The sequence below is a fragment of the Serratia inhibens genome (assembly GCF_003591175.1).
Taxonomy (GTDB): Bacteria; Pseudomonadota; Gammaproteobacteria; order Enterobacterales; family Enterobacteriaceae; genus Serratia; species Serratia inhibens.
The window spans coordinates 74,080-93,157 of sequence record NZ_QYYG01000011.1 but is presented as its reverse complement, the minus strand read 5'-3'; the positions used below and the strand labels follow the sequence as shown (position 1 = coordinate 93,157).

General features: G+C 56.2%; 14 protein-coding genes. 10 read left to right on the top strand and 4 right to left on the bottom strand.

What is annotated here, in order from left to right:
• The first annotated feature begins 6 nt into the window (after positions 1 to 6).
• The 8 genes from relA to D4100_RS23405 all read left to right on the top strand — a co-directional run bounded on the left by relA (position 7) and on the right by D4100_RS23405 (position 10,998).
• Positions 7 to 2,238 (top strand): GTP diphosphokinase, encoded by a 2,232-nt coding sequence (gene relA / locus D4100_RS23440; RefSeq protein WP_006317661.1) that lies wholly within the window; start codon positions 7 to 9, stop codon positions 2,236 to 2,238.
• Positions 2,239 to 2,365: 127 nt separating this feature from the next.
• Positions 2,366 to 3,160 carry a nucleoside triphosphate pyrophosphohydrolase gene (gene mazG, locus D4100_RS23435; protein ID WP_006317663.1) on the top strand — a complete coding sequence of 265 codons (795 nt, stop codon included), beginning with the start codon at positions 2,366 to 2,368 and terminating at the stop codon, positions 3,158 to 3,160.
• 375 nt (positions 3,161 to 3,535) lie between these two features.
• The gene (locus D4100_RS23430; protein WP_119805365.1) at positions 3,536 to 4,399 is read left to right on the top strand and encodes a hypothetical protein; all 864 of its coding nucleotides are present in this window, start codon (positions 3,536 to 3,538) and stop codon (positions 4,397 to 4,399) included.
• A gap of 480 nt (positions 4,400 to 4,879) precedes the next feature.
• Entirely contained in the window at positions 4,880 to 6,517 is a 1,638-nt protein-coding gene (pyrG, locus tag D4100_RS23425) for a glutamine hydrolyzing CTP synthase (protein WP_006317667.1), read from the top strand.
• An 81-nt stretch (positions 6,518 to 6,598) separates the two neighbouring features.
• On the top strand, positions 6,599 to 7,894 hold the full coding sequence (gene eno / locus D4100_RS23420) for a phosphopyruvate hydratase (protein ID WP_006317669.1): 1,296 nt from the start codon (positions 6,599 to 6,601) through the stop codon (positions 7,892 to 7,894).
• Positions 7,895 to 8,200: 306 nt separating this feature from the next.
• The gene (locus D4100_RS23415) at positions 8,201 to 9,391 is read left to right on the top strand and encodes an NAD(P)/FAD-dependent oxidoreductase (RefSeq protein ID WP_119805364.1); all 1,191 of its coding nucleotides are present in this window, start codon (positions 8,201 to 8,203) and stop codon (positions 9,389 to 9,391) included.
• The gene (locus tag D4100_RS23410) at positions 9,388 to 9,771 is read left to right on the top strand and encodes a hypothetical protein (protein WP_006317673.1); all 384 of its coding nucleotides are present in this window, start codon (positions 9,388 to 9,390) and stop codon (positions 9,769 to 9,771) included. Before D4100_RS23415 ends, D4100_RS23410 begins: the two co-directional genes overlap by 4 nt.
• A 36-nt stretch (positions 9,772 to 9,807) precedes the next feature.
• Complete coding sequence (locus D4100_RS23405) at positions 9,808 to 10,998, top strand: methionine gamma-lyase (RefSeq protein WP_119805363.1); 1,191 nt, start codon at positions 9,808 to 9,810, stop codon at positions 10,996 to 10,998.
• A gap of 30 nt (positions 10,999 to 11,028) precedes the next feature.
• On the opposite strand, the gene D4100_RS23400 is transcribed toward D4100_RS23405, so the two are convergent.
• From D4100_RS23400 to D4100_RS23385, 4 genes are all read right to left on the bottom strand, one after another.
• A complete protein-coding gene (locus D4100_RS23400; RefSeq protein WP_006317677.1) occupies positions 11,029 to 12,420 on the bottom strand; it encodes an amino acid permease in 1,392 nt (463 codons plus the stop codon).
• Positions 12,421 to 12,520: 100 nt separating this feature from the next.
• Positions 12,521 to 14,056: a histidine ammonia-lyase gene (gene hutH, locus D4100_RS23395; RefSeq protein ID WP_119805362.1), complete on the bottom strand. Its 1,536-nt coding sequence runs from the start codon at positions 14,054 to 14,056 to the stop codon at positions 12,521 to 12,523.
• Entirely contained in the window at positions 14,053 to 15,744 is a 1,692-nt protein-coding gene (gene hutU, locus D4100_RS23390; protein WP_006317681.1) for a urocanate hydratase, read from the bottom strand. Before hutU ends, hutH begins: the two co-directional genes overlap by 4 nt.
• Positions 15,745 to 16,132: 388 nt before the next feature.
• The gene (locus tag D4100_RS23385; RefSeq protein WP_119805361.1) at positions 16,133 to 17,470 is read right to left on the bottom strand and encodes an MFS transporter; all 1,338 of its coding nucleotides are present in this window, start codon (positions 17,468 to 17,470) and stop codon (positions 16,133 to 16,135) included.
• Between the two features lie 323 nt (positions 17,471 to 17,793).
• Here D4100_RS23385 and queE point away from each other — a divergent pair, with 323 nt between their 5' ends.
• The gene (queE, locus tag D4100_RS23380) at positions 17,794 to 18,465 is read left to right on the top strand and encodes a 7-carboxy-7-deazaguanine synthase QueE (protein WP_006317683.1); all 672 of its coding nucleotides are present in this window, start codon (positions 17,794 to 17,796) and stop codon (positions 18,463 to 18,465) included.
• A 112-nt stretch (positions 18,466 to 18,577) separates the two neighbouring features.
• Positions 18,578 to 19,009 carry a hypothetical protein gene (locus tag D4100_RS25640; RefSeq protein WP_147417767.1) on the top strand — a complete coding sequence of 144 codons (432 nt, stop codon included), beginning with the start codon at positions 18,578 to 18,580 and terminating at the stop codon, positions 19,007 to 19,009.
• Positions 19,010 to 19,078 lie beyond the last annotated feature (69 nt).

Here is a 19,078-nt window from a genome sequence, read left to right as displayed (position 1 = left end):
GAGGGTATGGTTGCGGTAAGAAGTGCACATCTGAACACGGCTGGTGAATTTGCTCTCGACGAGTGGATTGCCAGCTTGGGGCTACCTAACCCGCAGTCATGTGAGCGATTAGCCGCAACCTGGCGCTACTGTGAGCAACAGACCCAGAACCACCCTGACGCGTCGCTGCTGTTGTGGCGCGGACTGGAAATGGTGGAAATCCTCTCCACGCTGAGCATGGACAACGACAGCATGCGCGCCGCGCTGCTGTTCCCGCTGGTGGACGCTGGCATCGTGCCGGAGGAAACCCTGACCGAAGAGTTTGGCAAGGGCATCACCTACCTGGTGCACGGCGTGCGCGATATGGACGCCATCCGCCAACTGAAAGCCACCCAGAATGACTCCATGGCCTCCGAACAGGTCGACAACGTGCGCCGCATGCTGTTGGCGATGGTGGAGGATTTCCGCTGCGTGGTGATCAAGCTGGCGGAGCGTATCGCCCACCTGCGTGAAGTGAAGGATGCGCCGGAAGACGAGCGCGTGCTGGCAGCAAAAGAGTGTTCGAATATCTATGCGCCGCTGGCCAACCGCCTCGGCATCGGGCAACTTAAATGGGAACTGGAGGATTTCTGCTTCCGTTACCTGCACCCGGATGAATACAAGCGTATCGCCAAGCTGCTGCACGAACGCCGCATCGATCGCGAACAGTTTATCGACGACTTCGTTGCCTCGCTGAGAAAAGCGATGGGCGACGAGGGCATCAAAGCGGATATCTACGGCCGCCCGAAACATATTTACAGCATCTGGCGCAAAATGCAGAAGAAGGCGTTGGCCTTCGACGAGCTGTTTGACGTGCGCGCGGTGCGTGTGGTGGTCGAGCGTTTGCAAGACTGCTATGCGGCGCTGGGGATTGTGCATACCCACTTCCGCCATCTGCCGGATGAGTTCGACGACTACGTCGCCAACCCGAAACCCAACGGCTATCAGTCGATCCACACCGTGGTGCTGGGCCCGCGCGGCAAAACGCTCGAAATCCAGATCCGTACCCGCCAGATGCATGAAGACGCGGAACTGGGCGTGGCCGCGCACTGGAAATACAAAGAAGGCGCGGTAGCGACGGTACGTTCAGGCTATGAAGAACGTATCGCCTGGCTGCGCAAGCTGATCGCCTGGCAGGAAGAGATGGCGGACTCCGGCGAGATGCTCGACGAGGTACGCAGCCAGGTATTCGACGATCGGGTGTACGTGTTTACCCCGAAAGGCGATGTGGTGGATCTGCCGGCCGGCTCCACGCCGCTCGACTTTGCCTATCATATTCACAGCGACGTCGGCCACCGCTGCATCGGCGCCAAGATTGGCGGGCGTATCGTGCCGTTTACCTATCAGCTGCGGATGGGCGATCAGATTGAAATCATCACCCAGAAGCAGCCGAACCCGAGCCGTGACTGGCTGAACCCGAACCTGGGCTATGTCACCACCAGCCGTGGCCGCTCCAAGATCCATAACTGGTTCCGCAAGCAGGATCGCGACAAGAACATCCTCGCTGGCCGCCAGATGCTGGACAGCGAGCTGGAGCACCTTGGCATCAGCCTGAAAGAAGCCGAGAAGCTGCTGATCCCGCGTTACAACATGAACTCGCTGGATGAAGTGCTGGCGGCGATTGGCGGCGGCGATATCCGTCTGAATCAGATGGTGAACTTCCTGCAAGGCAAGTTCAACAAGCCGAGCGCCGAGGAACAGGATCGCGAAGCGTTGCGCCAACTGGTGCAGCATAAAGCGCCGCCGGTGAGCCGCAGCAAGGACAACGGCCGGGTGGTGGTGGAAGGGGTCGGCAACCTGATGCACCACATTGCCCGCTGCTGTCAGCCGATCCCGGGCGACGACATTGTCGGCTTTATCACCCAGGGGCGCGGTATCTCCATCCACCGTGCGGACTGTGACCAACTGGTGGATTTGCAGTCGCACGCGCCGGAACGCATCGTTGACGCGGTGTGGGGCGAAAGCTATTCCAGCGGTTATTCGCTGGTGGTGCGAGTGATGGCCAACGATCGCAGCGGTCTGCTGCGCGACATCACCACCATTCTGGCCAATGAAAAGGTCAACGTGCTGGGCGTGGCCAGCCGGAGCGACACCAAAAAGCAACTGGCGACCATCGATATGGACATTGAAATTTACAACCAGCAGGTTCTCGGCCGGGTGCTGGCCAAACTTAATCAGCTGCCGGATGTGATTGACGCCAAACGCCTGCACGGCAGCTAAATCCCCTGCGTCTTTCAAACCGTATCGGTGTTGGTTGCAAGCGAACACCGATGCGGCCCGGAAATCCATTGGTGACTAATCCGGCGGACGCACAAATGCGCACCCATTCTTTCTCAGAGATCTTTTTATGACCCAATCCTCCCCACTGCAGCGCCTGCTGAACATCATGAAAACGCTGCGCGACCCGCAGAACGGTTGCCCATGGGACCGCAAGCAGACCTTCGCCACCATCGCGCCTTACACGCTGGAAGAAACCTACGAAGTGCTGGACGCCATTGAGCGTCAGGACTACGCCGATTTGCGCGATGAGTTGGGCGATCTGCTGTTCCAGGTGGTGTTTTACGCCCAAATGGGCCAGGAGCAGGGGCTGTTCGACTTCGATGAGGTGTGCAACGCCATCAGCGACAAACTGGAGCGCCGCCACCCGCATATCTTCGGCGATGCCGATGCAACAGACAGCAAAGCCGTTGCGGCGCGCTGGGAGCAGTTGAAGGCTGGCGAGCGAGCCGAAAAAGAGCTGCATTCTGCGCTGGACGATATCCCGCAGGCGCTGCCGGCGCTGATGAAGGCGCACAAAATCCAGAAGCGTTGCGCCTCGGTCGGCTTCGACTGGCATACCCTGGGGCCGGTATTGGACAAGGTGTATGAAGAGATCGACGAAGTGATGCATGAAGCCAGGCAAGCGGTGGTCGACGAACAGAAGCTGGAAGAGGAAATCGGCGATCTGCTGTTCGCTACGGTGAATTTATCGCGCCATCTCGGGCACAAGGCAGAAAACGCGCTGCAGGCGGCCAACCGCAAGTTCGAACGCCGTTTCCGGCAGGTGGAAGAGATTGTCAAACAGCGCGGGTTGCAGATGGAAGAGGCTACGCTGGAGCAGATGGAAGAGGCGTGGCAGCAGGTTAAAAAATCTGAAGTCTGAGTGGGCGGGGAGAACGACACTTTCGTTTTAACGCTGAGTTGGACCCTATGGCGACGATACGCTCAGAGTAACCAATGACCCTATATTTTCCCCATTGGGAATGTTCGATCTTTAACGCCCTCAGATACTCTTGCGTCATGGCAGATATGAAAGTATTTGGATGTGAATAATCATCTGTCAAACGTTTGTACTTACAGTATCAGGCAAAAGGCGTGCGGCGGTGGGCACTATATCCACGCTATTCAAAGGCTGATGATTTTAATCGTGAAACCGCATTTTGCCCTCGGTAAAAAAGAGCATGAGCCGTGCAGCCTCGCATTTGATTGAATCGGGAGTGTCGGAGGATATAATCATGAATAACTTAGAGGTTAAATCATGTTAAAACGACTCTTCTTGTTAGTCTTCCTGTTTCCTGGCATTAGCATGGCGAGCCTTCCTGGTGATTTTGGGCGGTTGAGATATGATGAGCGCGGGCTGCCATTAATCGATGTTCGGATCGGCAACCGGTTTCACTCATTAATGCTGGATACCGGCAGCGGGGAGGGCATGCATCTTTATCAGCATAATTTAGAAAGTCTGGTAGCCAACCCAAGCCTGAAAGCTGTCCAACAGGTGCCTCGTCGGCTTATCGATGTGTCCGGAGGCGAAAATAAAGTTTCTGCATGGAAGATTAGTCGATTATTCATTTCCAATGTTCGTTTTGACGATGTTGAAACCGTGAGCTTCAAGCCATGGGGGTTGAGTGTTGGAGACGACGTCCCTGTGAATGAAGTGATGGGGCTTGGGTTTTTTCGTGAGCGTCGGGTTCTGATGGACTTCAAAAACGATCGGTTACAGATGTTAGGGCATCTGCCTTCTGACATAGGTAAATGGTCATCCTATCCCATTGAGCGAACAGCATCTGGATTACGTGTTACAGCATCCGCCGGCAATACGCCTTTACATTTGATTGTCGACACTGCCGCCAGCCACTCTCTCTTGTTCTCCGACCGTTTGCTGGCAGGTATTCTTTTTTCTGGCTGCCGCGCCATTGAGCCTGAAGCATCCAACTTAGACTGTAGAGTGACTAAAATCACTTTTACCGATCGTGAAGGCAAAGTACGTGATGACCTGGCCGTTGTCACTAATGGTTCAACCCCTAAGGAGCTGGATTTTGACGGGCTGCTGGGCATGAAATTTATGCGGGGTCACCAGGTGATTATCGATATGCCTGAACGCATGCTTTATATCAGTCGCTAGCGCGAGGGGCAAAGAGAGCTCTTTTTTCGCCCTGAGGAGCCGCAGTATAATGCGCTCCAGGCAGGTTGCGTTTCTGTAGCCGCTAAAAGCCAGGAAAACTAATCCCGGGCGGCGTTGTCCTAAAGTTGTTCGATGAGGGTCGCTATGTTGATCGGCGACAAGTTTCGCTTAAGCTGAAACGGTTAAGCTGAGAGCCGTGGTTTGCTGAACGACGAGAGAACGGCAAGAAAATGCCAACAAACTGAAATTTAAGGCGTTTTATTGCCATGAAAGGGCGGTAAAAGAAAATTTATCATGCTAACTCATTGTTTTGAAAAGGCAGTAAGCAAGGTGTCGACGGATTAAACCCTGATGAACTCCCGGTGGTGACAGAGATGATGGACAGCAAAACGATCGTTTGTAGGTCTGAAGAGGTTCGGGTATACTACTTTCCCGTCTTGGTACTTCCATCGTCTTTAAACCTAAACTCTCAGGTTCAGCATGACAACTAATTATATTTTTGTGACCGGCGGGGTCGTATCCTCTCTGGGTAAAGGCATTGCCGCAGCCTCTCTGGCGGCTATTCTCGAAGCCCGTGGCCTCAACGTTACCATCATGAAACTGGACCCGTACATCAACGTGGATCCGGGCACCATGAGCCCGATTCAGCATGGGGAAGTTTTCGTCACCGAAGACGGGGCAGAAACCGATCTGGATTTGGGTCACTACGAGCGCTTCATCCGCACCAAAATGTCGCGCCGCAACAACTTCACCACGGGTCGCATTTACTCCGACGTTCTGCGTAAAGAACGCCGTGGCGACTATCTGGGCGCCACCGTACAGGTTATCCCGCACATCACCAACGCGATCAAAGAGCGCATCCTCGAAGGCGGCGAAGGCCACGACGTGGTGTTGGTGGAAGTCGGCGGTACCGTCGGCGATATCGAATCGCTGCCGTTCCTGGAAGCCATCCGCCAGATGGCGGTCGAAGTGGGCCGTGAGCACACCCTGTACATGCACCTGACGCTGGTGCCGTACCTGGCCGCCGCCGGTGAAGTGAAAACCAAACCTACCCAGCATTCCGTAAAAGAGCTGCTTTCTATCGGTATTCAGCCTGATGTGCTGATTTGCCGTTCTGATCGCACCGTTCCTGCTAACGAACGCGCGAAAATCGCACTTTTCTGCAACGTGCCGGAAAAAGCGGTTATCTCTCTGAAAGACGTTGATTCTATTTATAAAATCCCAGGCCTCTTGAAATCTCAGGGCTTGGACGATTATATTTGTAAACGATTCAGCCTCAACGCACCGGAAGCTAACCTGATCGAATGGGAACAGGTAATTTCCGAAGAAGCCAATCCGGGCGGTGAAGTGACCATCGGTATGGTGGGCAAATATGTCGAACTGCCGGATGCGTATAAGTCGGTGATTGAAGCCTTGAAACACGGCGGCCTGAAAAATCGTCTGACCGTGAACATCAAGCTGATCGACTCGCAGGATGTCGAAACCCGCGGTGTGGAAGTGCTGAAAGGTCTGGACGCGATTCTGATCCCAGGCGGTTTTGGTTACCGTGGCGTAGAAGGCAAGGTGATGACCGCGCGTTATGCGCGTGAAAACAACATCCCTTATCTGGGTATCTGCCTGGGTATGCAGGTGGCGCTGATGGAGTTCGCCCGCAACGTAGCGGGTATGGAGAACGCCAACTCAACCGAGTTTGTGCCAGACTGCAAGTATCCGGTAGTAGCGTTGATCACCGAATGGCGTGACGAAGACGGCAACGTTGAAGTGCGCACTGAAGAAAGCGATTTGGGCGGCACGATGCGTGTCGGTGGCCAGCAATGCCACCTGACCGACAATAGCCTGGTGCGCCAGATGTACGGCGAACCGACCATTGTTGAACGTCATCGCCACCGTTATGAAGTCAACAACATGCTGTTGAAGCAGATCGAAGCCGCCGGGCTGCGCGTTGCCGGCCGTTCTGCAGACAACAAGCTGGTTGAGATTATTGAACTGCCGAATCACCCGTGGTTTGTAGCTTGTCAGTTCCACCCGGAATTTACTTCAACGCCGCGTGATGGTCATCCGTTGTTCACCGGCTTTGTGAAGGCCGCCGGCGAGCACCAGAAGCGCCAGGTGAAATAAAATATTTGGTAAGCGGCGCGCGGTGAGAACCGCGCGTTGTTTGTCTGGAGTTTTAGTTTAACTTGTACTGAGGAAAACCTAATGTCCAAAATCGTTAAAGTCATCGGTCGTGAAATCATCGACTCCCGCGGTAACCCGACTGTTGAAGCTGAAGTGCATCTGGAAGGCGGTTTCGTAGGTCTGGCTGCTGCGCCGTCAGGTGCTTCTACCGGTTCCCGTGAAGCACTGGAACTGCGTGACGGTGACAAGTCTCGTTTCCTGGGTAAAGGCGTACTGAAAGCCGTTGCTGCAGTAAACGGCCCGATTGCTCAGGCAGTACTGGGTAAAGATGCCAAAGACCAGGCTAACATCGACAAGATCATGATCGACCTGGACGGCACTGAAAACAAATCCCAATTCGGTGCAAACGCCATTCTGGCGGTTTCCCTGGCTGCAGCCAAAGCGGCTGCTGCCTCCAAAGGCATGCCGCTGTATGAGCACATCGCTGAACTGAACGGCACCCCAGGCAAATTCTCTATGCCACTGCCTATGATGAACATCATCAACGGCGGCGAGCACGCTGACAACAACGTCGACATTCAGGAATTCATGATTCAGCCGGTTGGCGCGAAGACCCTGAAAGAAGCCGTTCGCATCGGTTCTGAAGTGTTCCATCACCTGGCGAAAGTGCTGAAGGCCAAAGGCCTGAACACCGCTGTCGGTGACGAAGGCGGCTACGCGCCAAACCTGGGTTCCAACGCCGAAGCGCTGGCTGTTATCGCTGAAGCGGTAAAAGCGGCAGGTTACGTGCTGGGCAAAGACGTGACCCTGGCGATGGACTGTGCAGCTTCCGAGTTCTACAAAGACGGTAAATACGTTCTGGCCGGCGAAGGCAACAAAGCCTTCACTTCCGAAGAGTTCACTCACTTCCTGGAAGACCTGACCAAACAGTACCCAATCGTATCTATCGAAGACGGTCTGGACGAATCTGACTGGGCTGGTTTCGCATACCAGACCAAAGTGCTGGGCGACAAAATCCAGCTGGTGGGCGACGACCTGTTCGTTACCAACACCAAGATCCTGAAAGAAGGCATCGATAAAGGCATCGCTAACTCCATCCTGATCAAATTCAACCAGATCGGTTCTCTGACCGAAACTCTGGCTGCTATCAAGATGGCGAAAGACGCAGGCTACACTGCGGTGATCTCTCACCGTTCAGGTGAAACCGAAGACGCAACCATCGCCGACCTGGCGGTAGGTACTGCGGCTGGCCAGATCAAAACCGGTTCCATGAGCCGTTCTGACCGCGTTGCCAAATACAACCAACTGATCCGTATCGAAGAAGCGCTGGGCGACCGCGCACCGTTCAACGGCCTGAAAGAAGTTAAAGGTCAGTAATAACGGCTTGGTTCGTTGTTAAATAAAACCCGCTACGGCGGGTTTTTTTATCGCCATTTTTCAGCATTCATTATTTACGTGATTTATAGTGTGTTATTTATTGGTATTGAATTAATATTTTAATGGCGGTTTTTAAATCTATAATTTAATTATAATAATAAAGTTCCTGCTTATAAATTCCATTTTTAATTGCTTTATATCTTTTAGTTACTAGACTGCCTGTAAGGCAGAGCTATTACCCGCTGTCCTGCCTCTTTGAGTTTCCTGACAGAATCGCTGCCCTGTGGGCGGCTGGAGGAGGGCTTGATGCGGAACAGGATTGTGATTGTCGGCGGTGGAACCGGTGGGACGATATTGGCCAATTTACTGGCTGCCAAATTACACCGGGAGATATTGAATAATAAAGTTGAGTTATTAATGATTTCGGACTCTCCGATTCATTATTATAAACCGGCATTTATGTACGTGGCATTTAACGCCTTTTTTAAACAGGAGTTAATGCGCCCACAACAAAATTTGCTGAGTCCGGAAATTAAGTTTGTTGTTGATAAAGCGGAGCGGTTCGATTTATCTCGACGGGTGATCCATACCCGTGGCGGCAAACAGTATGCGTACGATTTCCTGGTGTTTGCTACCGGTTGCGTGCCTTGGCCTGAGCGTATCGAGGGGTTGGCACAGGCGGGGGATCACTTCTATCAGTATCAGGCGGCCCGGCAGTTGGCACAAAAGCTGGCGACGATCGAAAAAGGCCGCATTTTTATTACCGTCTCCTTCCCTGAAACGCCCAACGTACCACACCAATGCGGCATTGCGCCGATTGAGACCACGCTGATGCTGGATGATTACCTGCGTCGGCGCGGCGTGCGTAAGGCGATTGAGATTGTCTATACCTATCCCAGCGTTTCACAGCTGCTGCGTAATTGCCTGTTTCTACAGCGCCCTACCGCCGAAGCCTTACCCGCGATTTTCGCGGCGCGAGATATTCGCCATCAACGTGGTTTTACCCTCAACCGGGTGGATACGCAGCGACAGGTGGCTTACTCCGCCGAGGGCGAGGAGCAACCTTTCGATATCCTGATGGCCACGCCACCGATCCGTGCGGTTGAAGCGGTACGCAATACCGGGCTGAGCGATATTAAAAATGGAGAAGGCTGGCTGCCGACCGATCACCAGACGCTGCAGGTGTACGGCCAGCAGGGGGTTTATGTGATCGGCGATACCGTGGATCTCCCGGTCAGCAAGGCCGGCGGCTCCTGCCACAATCAGGCGCCGGTGATTGCCGATAACATTGTGGCTGAACTGAGGCTGGGCCAGACCGTAAGCCACTACGACGGCAAGGTGCAGGCGATTGCCCAGATGGGGCTGCACGCCGGTATGCCGCTGGTTTATGACTACCGGCATGATGTGCTGCCGACGCCGCCGACCAAGATGGGCGGTATGCTGCGCAACGCGTTTAACCGCGGGCTCTACTGGGCCACGGTAAGGGGGCTGATATGAGCGATAACGCGACGAGCGCACTACCGCATGCGCTGTTGGACAAGCTGCAGCCGTTACTGGCCGGCGGCAGGCTGGATAACGTGGTCGATCTGCTGTCGCTGCTGTCGGACCTGGTGGATATTGCCGACAATGCGCTGGTGGAAAAGCTGGCTGGCGTATTTGAAGGGCTGGTCACGGTGGGGTGGGAGGGCGGCACGGCGTTGAAACTGGCGCATAGCGAACTGCAGCTGAACCCGCAGTCCGCCAACTTTCGCGCGTTGTACGCCCTGCTGCGGCAGCCGGATACTCTGTTGGGGCTGATGCTGGTGCTGCGCACCCTGCAAATCATCGGCGAGCGCACACGCAACAGCGCACTGCCGCCGGATACCCCCGACGAGTAATCGAATTGGCCGTATTCACTGAGATAAGGAGCTGCTATGTCTACCGCTTTTGACCACGCTTTTGCCACCCGTGCGATCCACCACGGTTACGATCCTCAGCAGCACCAGGGCGCACTTTGCCCGCCGGTGTATATGAGCTCTACCTTCACCTTCCCCACGGCGGAATACGGCGGGGCCTGTTTTGCCGGCAGTGAGCCGGGCTATTTCTATTCGCGTATCGCCAACCCGACGCTAAATCTGCTGGAACAGCGCATCGCCAACCTGGAGGGCGGTGAGGCGGCGGTGGCGTTTTCTTCCGGTATGGGGGCGATAACCGCCTGTTGCTGGACGTTGCTTAGCCCTGGCGATGAGCTGATCGTCGATGAAACCATTTATGGCTGCACCTTCAGCTATTTTCATCATGGTTTGGCGCGTTATGGCGTCAAGATTACGCACGTCGATCTGACACAGCCGGAAAAACTGGCCGCAGCCATAGGTCCACGTACCCGTTTGGTGTACTGCGAAACGCCGGCCAACCCCAATATGCGGTTGATCGATATCGCCGCCGTGGCGGAGATTACTCATCGGCAGCAGGCGTTGCTGCTGGTGGATAACACGTATTGCACGCCCTATCTGCAACAGCCGATGGCGCTCGGGGCTGACATCGTAGTGCATTCCGCGACCAAATATATCGGTGGCCACGGGGATTTGCTGGCCGGATTGGTGGTGACCACTCAGGATCTGGCGCAGGAGATCCGGCTGGTGGGGCTGAAGGACATGAACGGCGCGGTGCTGTCGGCGCAAGATGCGGCGTTGTTGCTGCGCGGCCTGAAGACGCTACCGCTTCGCATGGAGCGCCATTGCGACAATGCCCAGCGGCTGGCGGAGATGCTGGCGCAGCATCCGGCGGTGGAACGGGTTGACTATCCCGGCCTCGAAACCTTCCCGCAGTACGCATTGGCGCAGCGGCAAATGGCGCGGCCGGGCGGTATGCTGGCGTTCGAGCTTAAGGGGGGCATGGCGGCGGGCATCCGCTTCCTCAATGCGCTGCGGTTGATACTGCGAGCGGTCAGTCTGGGTGACTGTGAAAGCCTGGCGCAACACCCGGCCAGCATGACCCACTCGGCCTACAGCGCCGAAGAGCGGCAGCGCCATCATATCAGCGATGGGCTGATTCGGTTGTCGGCTGGCCTGGAAGACATAGAAGATTTGCGCGCCGATATCGAACAGGCGTTGGCGCAGGTGTGATAAAAAACCCGCCTGTGGCGGGTTTGAGCGTTAATACTGAGGCGAGCTTGTGACGGGTGAACCCCCGCCTTTTTTACGCACCCACAACCAGTATGCCAGGGTGAGGAAAGCGACCCACACCAGCCCGACGTACAGGGCGATGCGGCTATCCTCGAAGTAACCGAGCAGGCCGATGACGAACAGCATAAATACCGTCGCCAGCGCCGGCGCTATCGGCCACCAGGGAACAGGAAAACTCAGTTTGCTGACTTCCTGTGGCGTCAGCGTACGGCGCATGGCTGCCTGCGACAGCAGGATCATCAGCCACACCCAGACGGTAGCGAAGGTGGCGATGGAGGCGATGATCATAAACACCTGTTTTGGCATCAGGTAGTTAAGCACCACGCCCAGCAGCAGGGCGACAGACATCACCAGCACCGTCATCCAGGGCACGCCGTTGGCGGTCAGTTTGGAGAAGCTTCTCGGTGCCTGGCCATCCTGCGCCATGCCGTACATCATGCGGCCGGCGCCGAAGATATCGCTGTTGATGGCGGAAATGGCGGCGGTGATCACCACCACGTTCAGCACGTTGGCGGCGGAACTGATGCCCAGATTGCTGAAGATCTCCACAAACGGGCTGCCGTTCTGGCCGATGCTGTTCCACGGATAGATGGCCATCAGCACCAGCAGCGTCAGCACATAAAACAGCAGGATACGCACCGGCACCGCATTGATCGCTTTCGGCAACACCTTCGCAGGGTCTTTCGCCTCGCTGGCGGTGATGCCGATGATCTCAATGCCGCCGAAAGCGAACATCACTACCGCCAGCGAGGCGATCACGCCGCCGATGCCGTTTGGCATAAAGCCACCGTGCTGCCACAGATTGCTAAAGCCGGTGGCGTGCTGGGTCTGGCCGAAACCAAACAGCATCACCGCCGCGCCGCCGACGATCATCGCCACGATAGCCGCGACCTTGATCAGCGACAGCCAGAATTCCATTTCGCCGAACACCTTCACGCTGCACAGGTTGAGCGCGCCGATGAACATGATAATGCTGAGCACCCACACCCACTGGGCGACGTCCGGGAACCACAGCCCCATATAGATGCCGAAGGCGGTGACGTCCGCCAGAGCGACGATCACCATTTCGAAGGTATAGGTCCAGCCGGTGAGGAAACCGGCCAGTGGGCCAAGATAGTGGCTGGCGTAGTGGCCGAACGAACCGGAGACCGGTTGATGCACCGCCATTTCACCCAGCGCGCGCATCACCATAAACACCGCCGCGCCGCCGACCAGATAAGCCAGCAGCACGGCCGGGCCGGCCAGTTGGATCGCCCCGGCAGAGCCGTAGAACAGACCGGTACCTATGGCTGAGCCGAGCGCCATAAAGCGGATATGCCGCGCGTTTAATCCGCGTCTGAGTTGTGTTGTTTCGTTACGCATGTTGCTTCCCGTTGAGTTTTTATTGCCGAACAGGCACGCGCTATCCGCACCGGGTGGAACGCACCCGGTGGGACAGAACAAACTGCGTGGTAGGTTTTCTTTATGCCTGGCTAGGCAGCAGCGCTGCTGGCATCAGCGATGTCAGATGACCGGCCGCCAACAGCAGGCTGGCGGCTTCAATGTCGGGGGCGAAGAAACGATCCTTGTCGTAGTAACTGACATGTTCACGCAGCGTGCGGCGCGCCTGCTCCAGGGCTGCCGACGTTTTCAGGCCCTTGCGCAGATCCAGCCCCTGACAGGCGGCCAGCCACTCGACGGCTAAAATGCCGCGAACGTTATCCGCCATTTCCCACAGGCGGCGGCCTGCGGCAGGTGCCATGGAGACATGGTCTTCCTGGTTGGCGGAGGTAGGGATGCTGTCGACGCTGGCCGGATGGGCCAGCGCCTTGTTCTCGCTGGTCAGCGCCGCGGCGGTCACCTGGGCGATCATAAAGCCGGAGTTCACCCCGCCGTTATCCACCAGGAATGGCGGCAACTGCGACATGTGCTTATCCATCATCAGCGAGATACGGCGCTCGGACAGCGAGCCGATTTCGGCAAACGCCAGCGCCAGGTTGTCGGCGGCCATGGCTACCGGTTCGGCATGGAAGTTACCCCCGGACAGCACGTCGCCCTGCTCGGCGAACACCAGTGGGTTGTCGGACACCGCGTTGGCTTCGATCTCCAGCACTTCGCTGGCCTGGCGGATCTGCGTCAGGCAGGCGCCCATGACTTGCGGCTGGCAGCGCAGGGAGTAAGGATCCTGCACTTTCTCGCAGTTGCGATGCGAATCGGACACTTCGCTGCGTTCGCCGAGCAGGTGGCGGTAGGCGGCGGCGGCATCGATCTGGCCACGCTGGCCGCGCACCGCATGGATACGCGCGTCAAATGGGCTGCGTGAACCCAGAGCGGCTTCCACCGTCAGGCTGCCGGTGACCGTAGCCGCCGCGTACAGATCTTCCGCGTCGAACAGGCCGCGCAGGGCAAAGGCGGCGGAAACCTGGGTGCCGTTCAGCAGCGCCAGGCCTTCTTTGGCGGCCAGCGTCAGCGGCTTCAGGCCCGCTTTGGCCAGCGCCTCGGTGGCAGGTAGCCATTCGCCCTGATAACGGGCCTTGCCTTCACCCAGCAGCACAAGGCTCATGTGAGCCAGCGGCGCCAGGTCACCGGAGGCGCCAACGGAGCCTTTCAGTGGAATGTGCGGATAAACTTCTGCATTCACCAGCGCCATCAGCGCCTGGATCACTTCCAGACGGATGCCGGAAAAACCGCGCGACAGACTGTTGATTTTCAGCACCATGATCAGGCGCACCAGGTTGTCGTCGGTCGGGGCGCCCACACCGGCGGCGTGTGACAGCACGATCGAACGCTGCAGGTTTTCCAGATCTTCACGGGCGATGCGGGTGGACGCCAGCAGGCCGAAACCGGTATTGATGCCGTAAGTGGTACGGTTTTCTTCAACGATGCGCTCTACGCAGGCAACGCTTTGCTGAATGGCGGCATAGGCGCTGTCATCAAGCTGAAGGCTAACCGGATGTTGATAAACCTCACGCAGTTGCGCCAGTGTCAGTTGGCCTGGGCGAATAGTCAGCGCTTTCATGCTTTGCCTCCTTGGGTGGCGGCGACCATCGGCAGGTTCAGACCCTGCTCGCGGGCGCATTCGATGGCGATGTCGTAACCGGCATCGGCATGACGCATGACGCCGGTAGCCGGATCGTTATGCAATACGCGGGCGATGCGCTCGGCGGCTTCATCGGTGCCGTCGCAAACGATCACCATGCCGGAATGTTGCGAGAAGCCCATGCCGACGCCACCGCCGTGGTGCAAAGAAACCCAGGTCGCGCCACTGGCGGTATTCAGCAGGGCGTTGAGCAGCGGCCAGTCGGATACGGCGTCCGAGCCGTCTTTCATCGATTCGGTTTCGCGGTTCGGGCTGGATACCGAGCCGGAGTCCAGGTGGTCGCGGCCAATCACGATCGGCGCAGACAGTTCACCGCTGCGTACCATCTCGTTGAACGCCAGGCCCAGCTTGGCGCGCTGGCCCAGACCGACCCAGCAGATACGCGCCGGCAGCCCCTGGAAGCTGATGCGCTCGCGCGCCATATCCAGCCAGTGGTGCAGATGCTCATCATCCGGGATCAACTCTTTAACTTTAGCGTCGGTTTTGTAGATGTCCTGCGGATCGCCGGACAATGCAGCCCAGCGGAAGGGGCCGACACCGCGGCAGAACAGCGGGCGAATATAGGCTGGCACGAAGCCCGGGAAGTCGAAGGCGTTGCTGACGCCCATTTCTTTCGCCATCTGGCGGATGTTGTTGCCGTAGTCGAAGGTCGGCACGCCCATCTTCTGGAAGGCCAGCATGGCTTCCACGTGTTCGGCCATTGATTGCTTGGCGGCGATGACCACTTGAGCGGGTTCGGTCTGCGCGCGCTGGCGGTATTCTTCCCAGCTCCAGCCCTTCGGCAGGTAGCCGTTCAACGGGTCATGAGCGCTGGTCTGGTCGGTGACCATGTCAGGACGCACGCCACGGCGCACCAGTTCCGGCAGGATATCCGCTGCGTTGCCGCACAGGGCGATGGAGATGGCTTTGCCTTCGGCGGTGTATTTCTTGAGGCGTGCCAGCGCGTCGTCCAGATCCTTGGCCTGTTCATCGACGTAGCGGGTTTTCAGACGGAAATCGATGCGGCTCTGTTGGCATTCGATGTTCAGCGAGCTGGCACCGGCCAGCGTGGCAGCCAGCGGCTGAGCGCCGCCCATGCCGCCCAGACCGGCGGTCAGTACCCAGCGGCCTTTCAGGCTACCGTCGTAATGCTGGCGGCCGGCTTCCACGAAGGTCTCGTAAGTCCCCTGCACGATGCCCTGGCTGCCGATGTAGATCCAGCTGCCGGCGGTCATCTGGCCGTACATGGCCAGGCCTTTGGCATCCAGTTCGTTAAAGTGTTCCCAGGTGGCCCAATGCGGTACCAGGTTGGAGTTGGCGATCAGCACGCGCGGCGCGTTGCTGTGGGTTTTAAATACGCCGACCGGCTTGCCGGATTGCACCAGCAGCGTTTCGTCGTCTTCCAGCGTTTTCAGGGTGGCGACAATTTTGTCGTAGCAATCCCAGTCACGCGCGGCGCGGCCAATACCGCCGTACACCACCAGTTCATGCGGGTTTTCCGCTACTTCAGGATCGAGGTTGTTCATCAGCATGCGCAGCGGTGCTTCGGTCAGCCAGCTTTTTGCATTTAATTGTGTGCCGCGTGGCGCGCGTACATCGACATGGCGAACTTTGTTATTTGCAGTCACAGCATTTTCCTCAAACAGTATCGGTGCAGATTCCATAACGCGGTGGGGTCAATCACCACGCCATAACTATGCGTAGGGTTTATTAACATATACTTGTATGTACAAGCATATGCAACACTAACCAGTGAACGTCTTAAATGGCATAAGAGAAAGTTATTTGTGTTTATTATCAAATAGATAGTTTTATTTTTGGTGGTTGGATCATTAGGTTGGCGCAGGAGAATAGTGAGCTATTCGACAAAAATGAATTAAAAATGGGTCATTTTTGAGCGTTAAATCACAATAATTTTACATACCCATTACAAGTTGGCGGTGGTGATAAAAAAATCATATCGCTGACAGCAAAACGCCCGCCATGATGTGTACCCCATCATGGCGGGCGTTAGCCTTATGCTGCCGGTTGCAGCACCGTTTTCCGGGTCATTTTGAAGACCGTAGCGATGGCGGCGATCAGCGCCGGCACGCACAGGAACATCAGAATGCTTTGCACTTCCCAGTGTATGGCCAGCAATTGTGCGCCCATCATGGTGCCTGCCACACCCCCAAAGCGGCCGATGCCCTGCATCCAGGCGATACCGGTGGCGCGGCTATGGGTGGGGTAAAAGGTGGCGGCCAGCGTTTGCAGGCCCGACTGCGCGCCGTTCATGGTGATACCCATCAGGAAAATAAAGGTACCCAGCAGCACGATGTGGCTGTCCTCGGTCGCCATTGCCACAATCAGCAGGGCGGTAATGACAAAACCGCTCGACACCACTTTATGGGCGTTCCAGCGGTCCATCAGCCAGCCGGCCACCAGAATGCCGAGGGTGCCGCCGAAGGTGAACAGCGAGGTCAGAATGGCCGACTGTTCAAGTTGATAACCCAGCCCCTGCATCAGGATCGGCATCCAGCTCAGCAGCACGTAATAAATCACCAGCCCCATGAAGTAGGTCAGCCACAGCATCAGCGTGCCGGCCAGATAGGGACGGGTGAACAGCAGGCCGACGCTGGTTTTTGACTGCGCCAGCTTCTCTTCATACAGATAGAAACGCGTGACGTTATCAATATTCTGGCTGACGAAGCGCTGGGCGATGCGTCTGATTTTCATCGCGTCCTTGCCGCGGTTCACCAGGTACTTCACCGATTCCGGCAGGAACAGGATCAATAATACCGTCAAGATCAGCGGGGCGATCGCCCCCAGCAGCAGCACGCTGTGCCAGCCATAGGCCGGGATCAGCCACGAGGAGATGGCGCCACCACCGGCGGCACCCAGCGGGAAACCGCAGTACATGGTGTTAATCGCCATCGAACGGCAGCGCTGCGGCGCATATTCGGAAATGAGCGTGATGGCGTTCGGCATCGCCGCACCCAGGCCCAGCCCGGTCAGAAAGCGCCACAGCGTCAGGCTGTTGAGCGAGCCGGCATAGGCGGTGGCCAGGCTGGACAGGCCGAAGAACAGGCACGAAAATACCAGCACTCGCTTGCGGCCGATGCGATCGGAGATCGGCCCGGCCACCAGCGCGCCGAGTGACAACCCCAGCAGCGCGGCGCTCAGCACCGGACCGAGATCCTGTTTCACAATTCCCCAATCTTTGGCGACCGAAGGGGCGATATAACCCATTGCCGCAGTGTCAAAGCCATCAATGGCAAGGATCAGGAATCCCAAAATGATTAAGGTCCAATGAAACAGCGAGAATTTGCTGTCGTCGATGGCCTGCTGAATATTCAACTCGGTGGAATGAGCCATAGCACCCTCTAAACGCAGATGTGATGTTGGTGGATGCACTGTCGGAACTGATGCCCGACTTGTGCTTGCCTGTATATACATCTGCGTCGCGACGATTTATGTCAAATATATTTGTCTGATTTGTTATCTATATGTTGTTTTTGCGCCGCGGGATGCATCGCCAATGCGGCGCCTGACGCCGATAAATGTACTAAATGAAGCAGATAGACGGTGGGATAGGCTGGAGCATGGCCAGAAGATAAAATTTAATACACTTTAGCCGGTTTGGTTGCCGGGCCGTAATCTGAGATAATCGCTTTTTTCCTATCCTGATTGAGAAACCGATGCAGTACCCGATTAATGAAATGTTCCAAACCTTGCAGGGCGAAGGCTTTTTTACCGGCGTTCCGGCCATTTTTATCCGCCTGCAAGGCTGCCCGGTAGGATGCAGCTGGTGCGATACCAAACATACCTGGGAAAAGGAAGCCAATCGGGAAGTGGATATGCAGCGGATCCTGGTAAAAACCGAAGAGAGCGACGCCTGGGGCAGCGCCAGTGCGGAACAACTGCTCGCGGTTATCCGTCAGCAGGGCTATACCGCCCGTCACGTGGTGATCACCGGCGGCGAGCCGTGTATTTACGATTTGACCCCGCTGACCCAACTGCTGGAAGACAACGGTTATGGCTGCCAGATTGAAACCAGCGGTACCCATGAGGTCCTATGCTCGGCGAAAACCTGGGTGACGGTTTCCCCCAAGGTGAATATGCGCGGCGGCATGAAGGTGCTGGATCAGGCTTTGCAGCGTGCAGACGAGGTGAAGCATCCGGTTGGACGCGAGCGCGATATTGAAGCGCTGGATGCGCTATTGGCGACATTGCACGATGAAAAGCCGCGGATTATCGCGTTGCAGCCAATCAGTCAAAAGGAAGAGGCGACTCGGCTGTGCATTGAAACCTGCATTGCGCGCAACTGGCGCTTGTCGATGCAGACGCATAAGTATTTGAATATTGCATAATAATTAACCAAGGACGGTTGATGTTGAACAGAGAAATTGCTTGGGAAGAGCCTTTTAATGACAGTTATGGACCGGGATTTATTACCAGAATGTTTGTTGTAGGGTCTATGCGGTGGGTTTTGAGGCGATTTACAGCGATCAACAGTTGATAAATAAAGGTATTCGCATCAACGCGGATATACCTGATTTCCGCTTCCCTGATACGGGAATGTGGGCAGTGGCATTTGATCGGGTTGAAACCGTCGAAGCATGGGGTGGCTATAACCATGTTAATTTACCCGGACTATCGGCAGGTAAGGTACTGCTTAATGTTGCCAGGTCAATTATTGAGCATTGCTATGTATCAAATGCAGGCGCTTATGTCTTCACTGCAGCAGTGGACAGAGAGCACGAGAGAGAAGTGGATCTCGTCAATATTTATAATGGTTTCTTAGGGTTAGGGTATAAACGAACGAAACCATTAATCGCGCTGCCTAATATGAAATGCTATGGCAACCTGGGTGAAGGAGGGAGAGGATATGTCGTCACTACAGAAAGTTACTGATGCTCGGACCATGGAGCGGTTGTCTTTAGACTTAGGTTCCAAACTTCACGCCGCAGCCAGTGACATTAT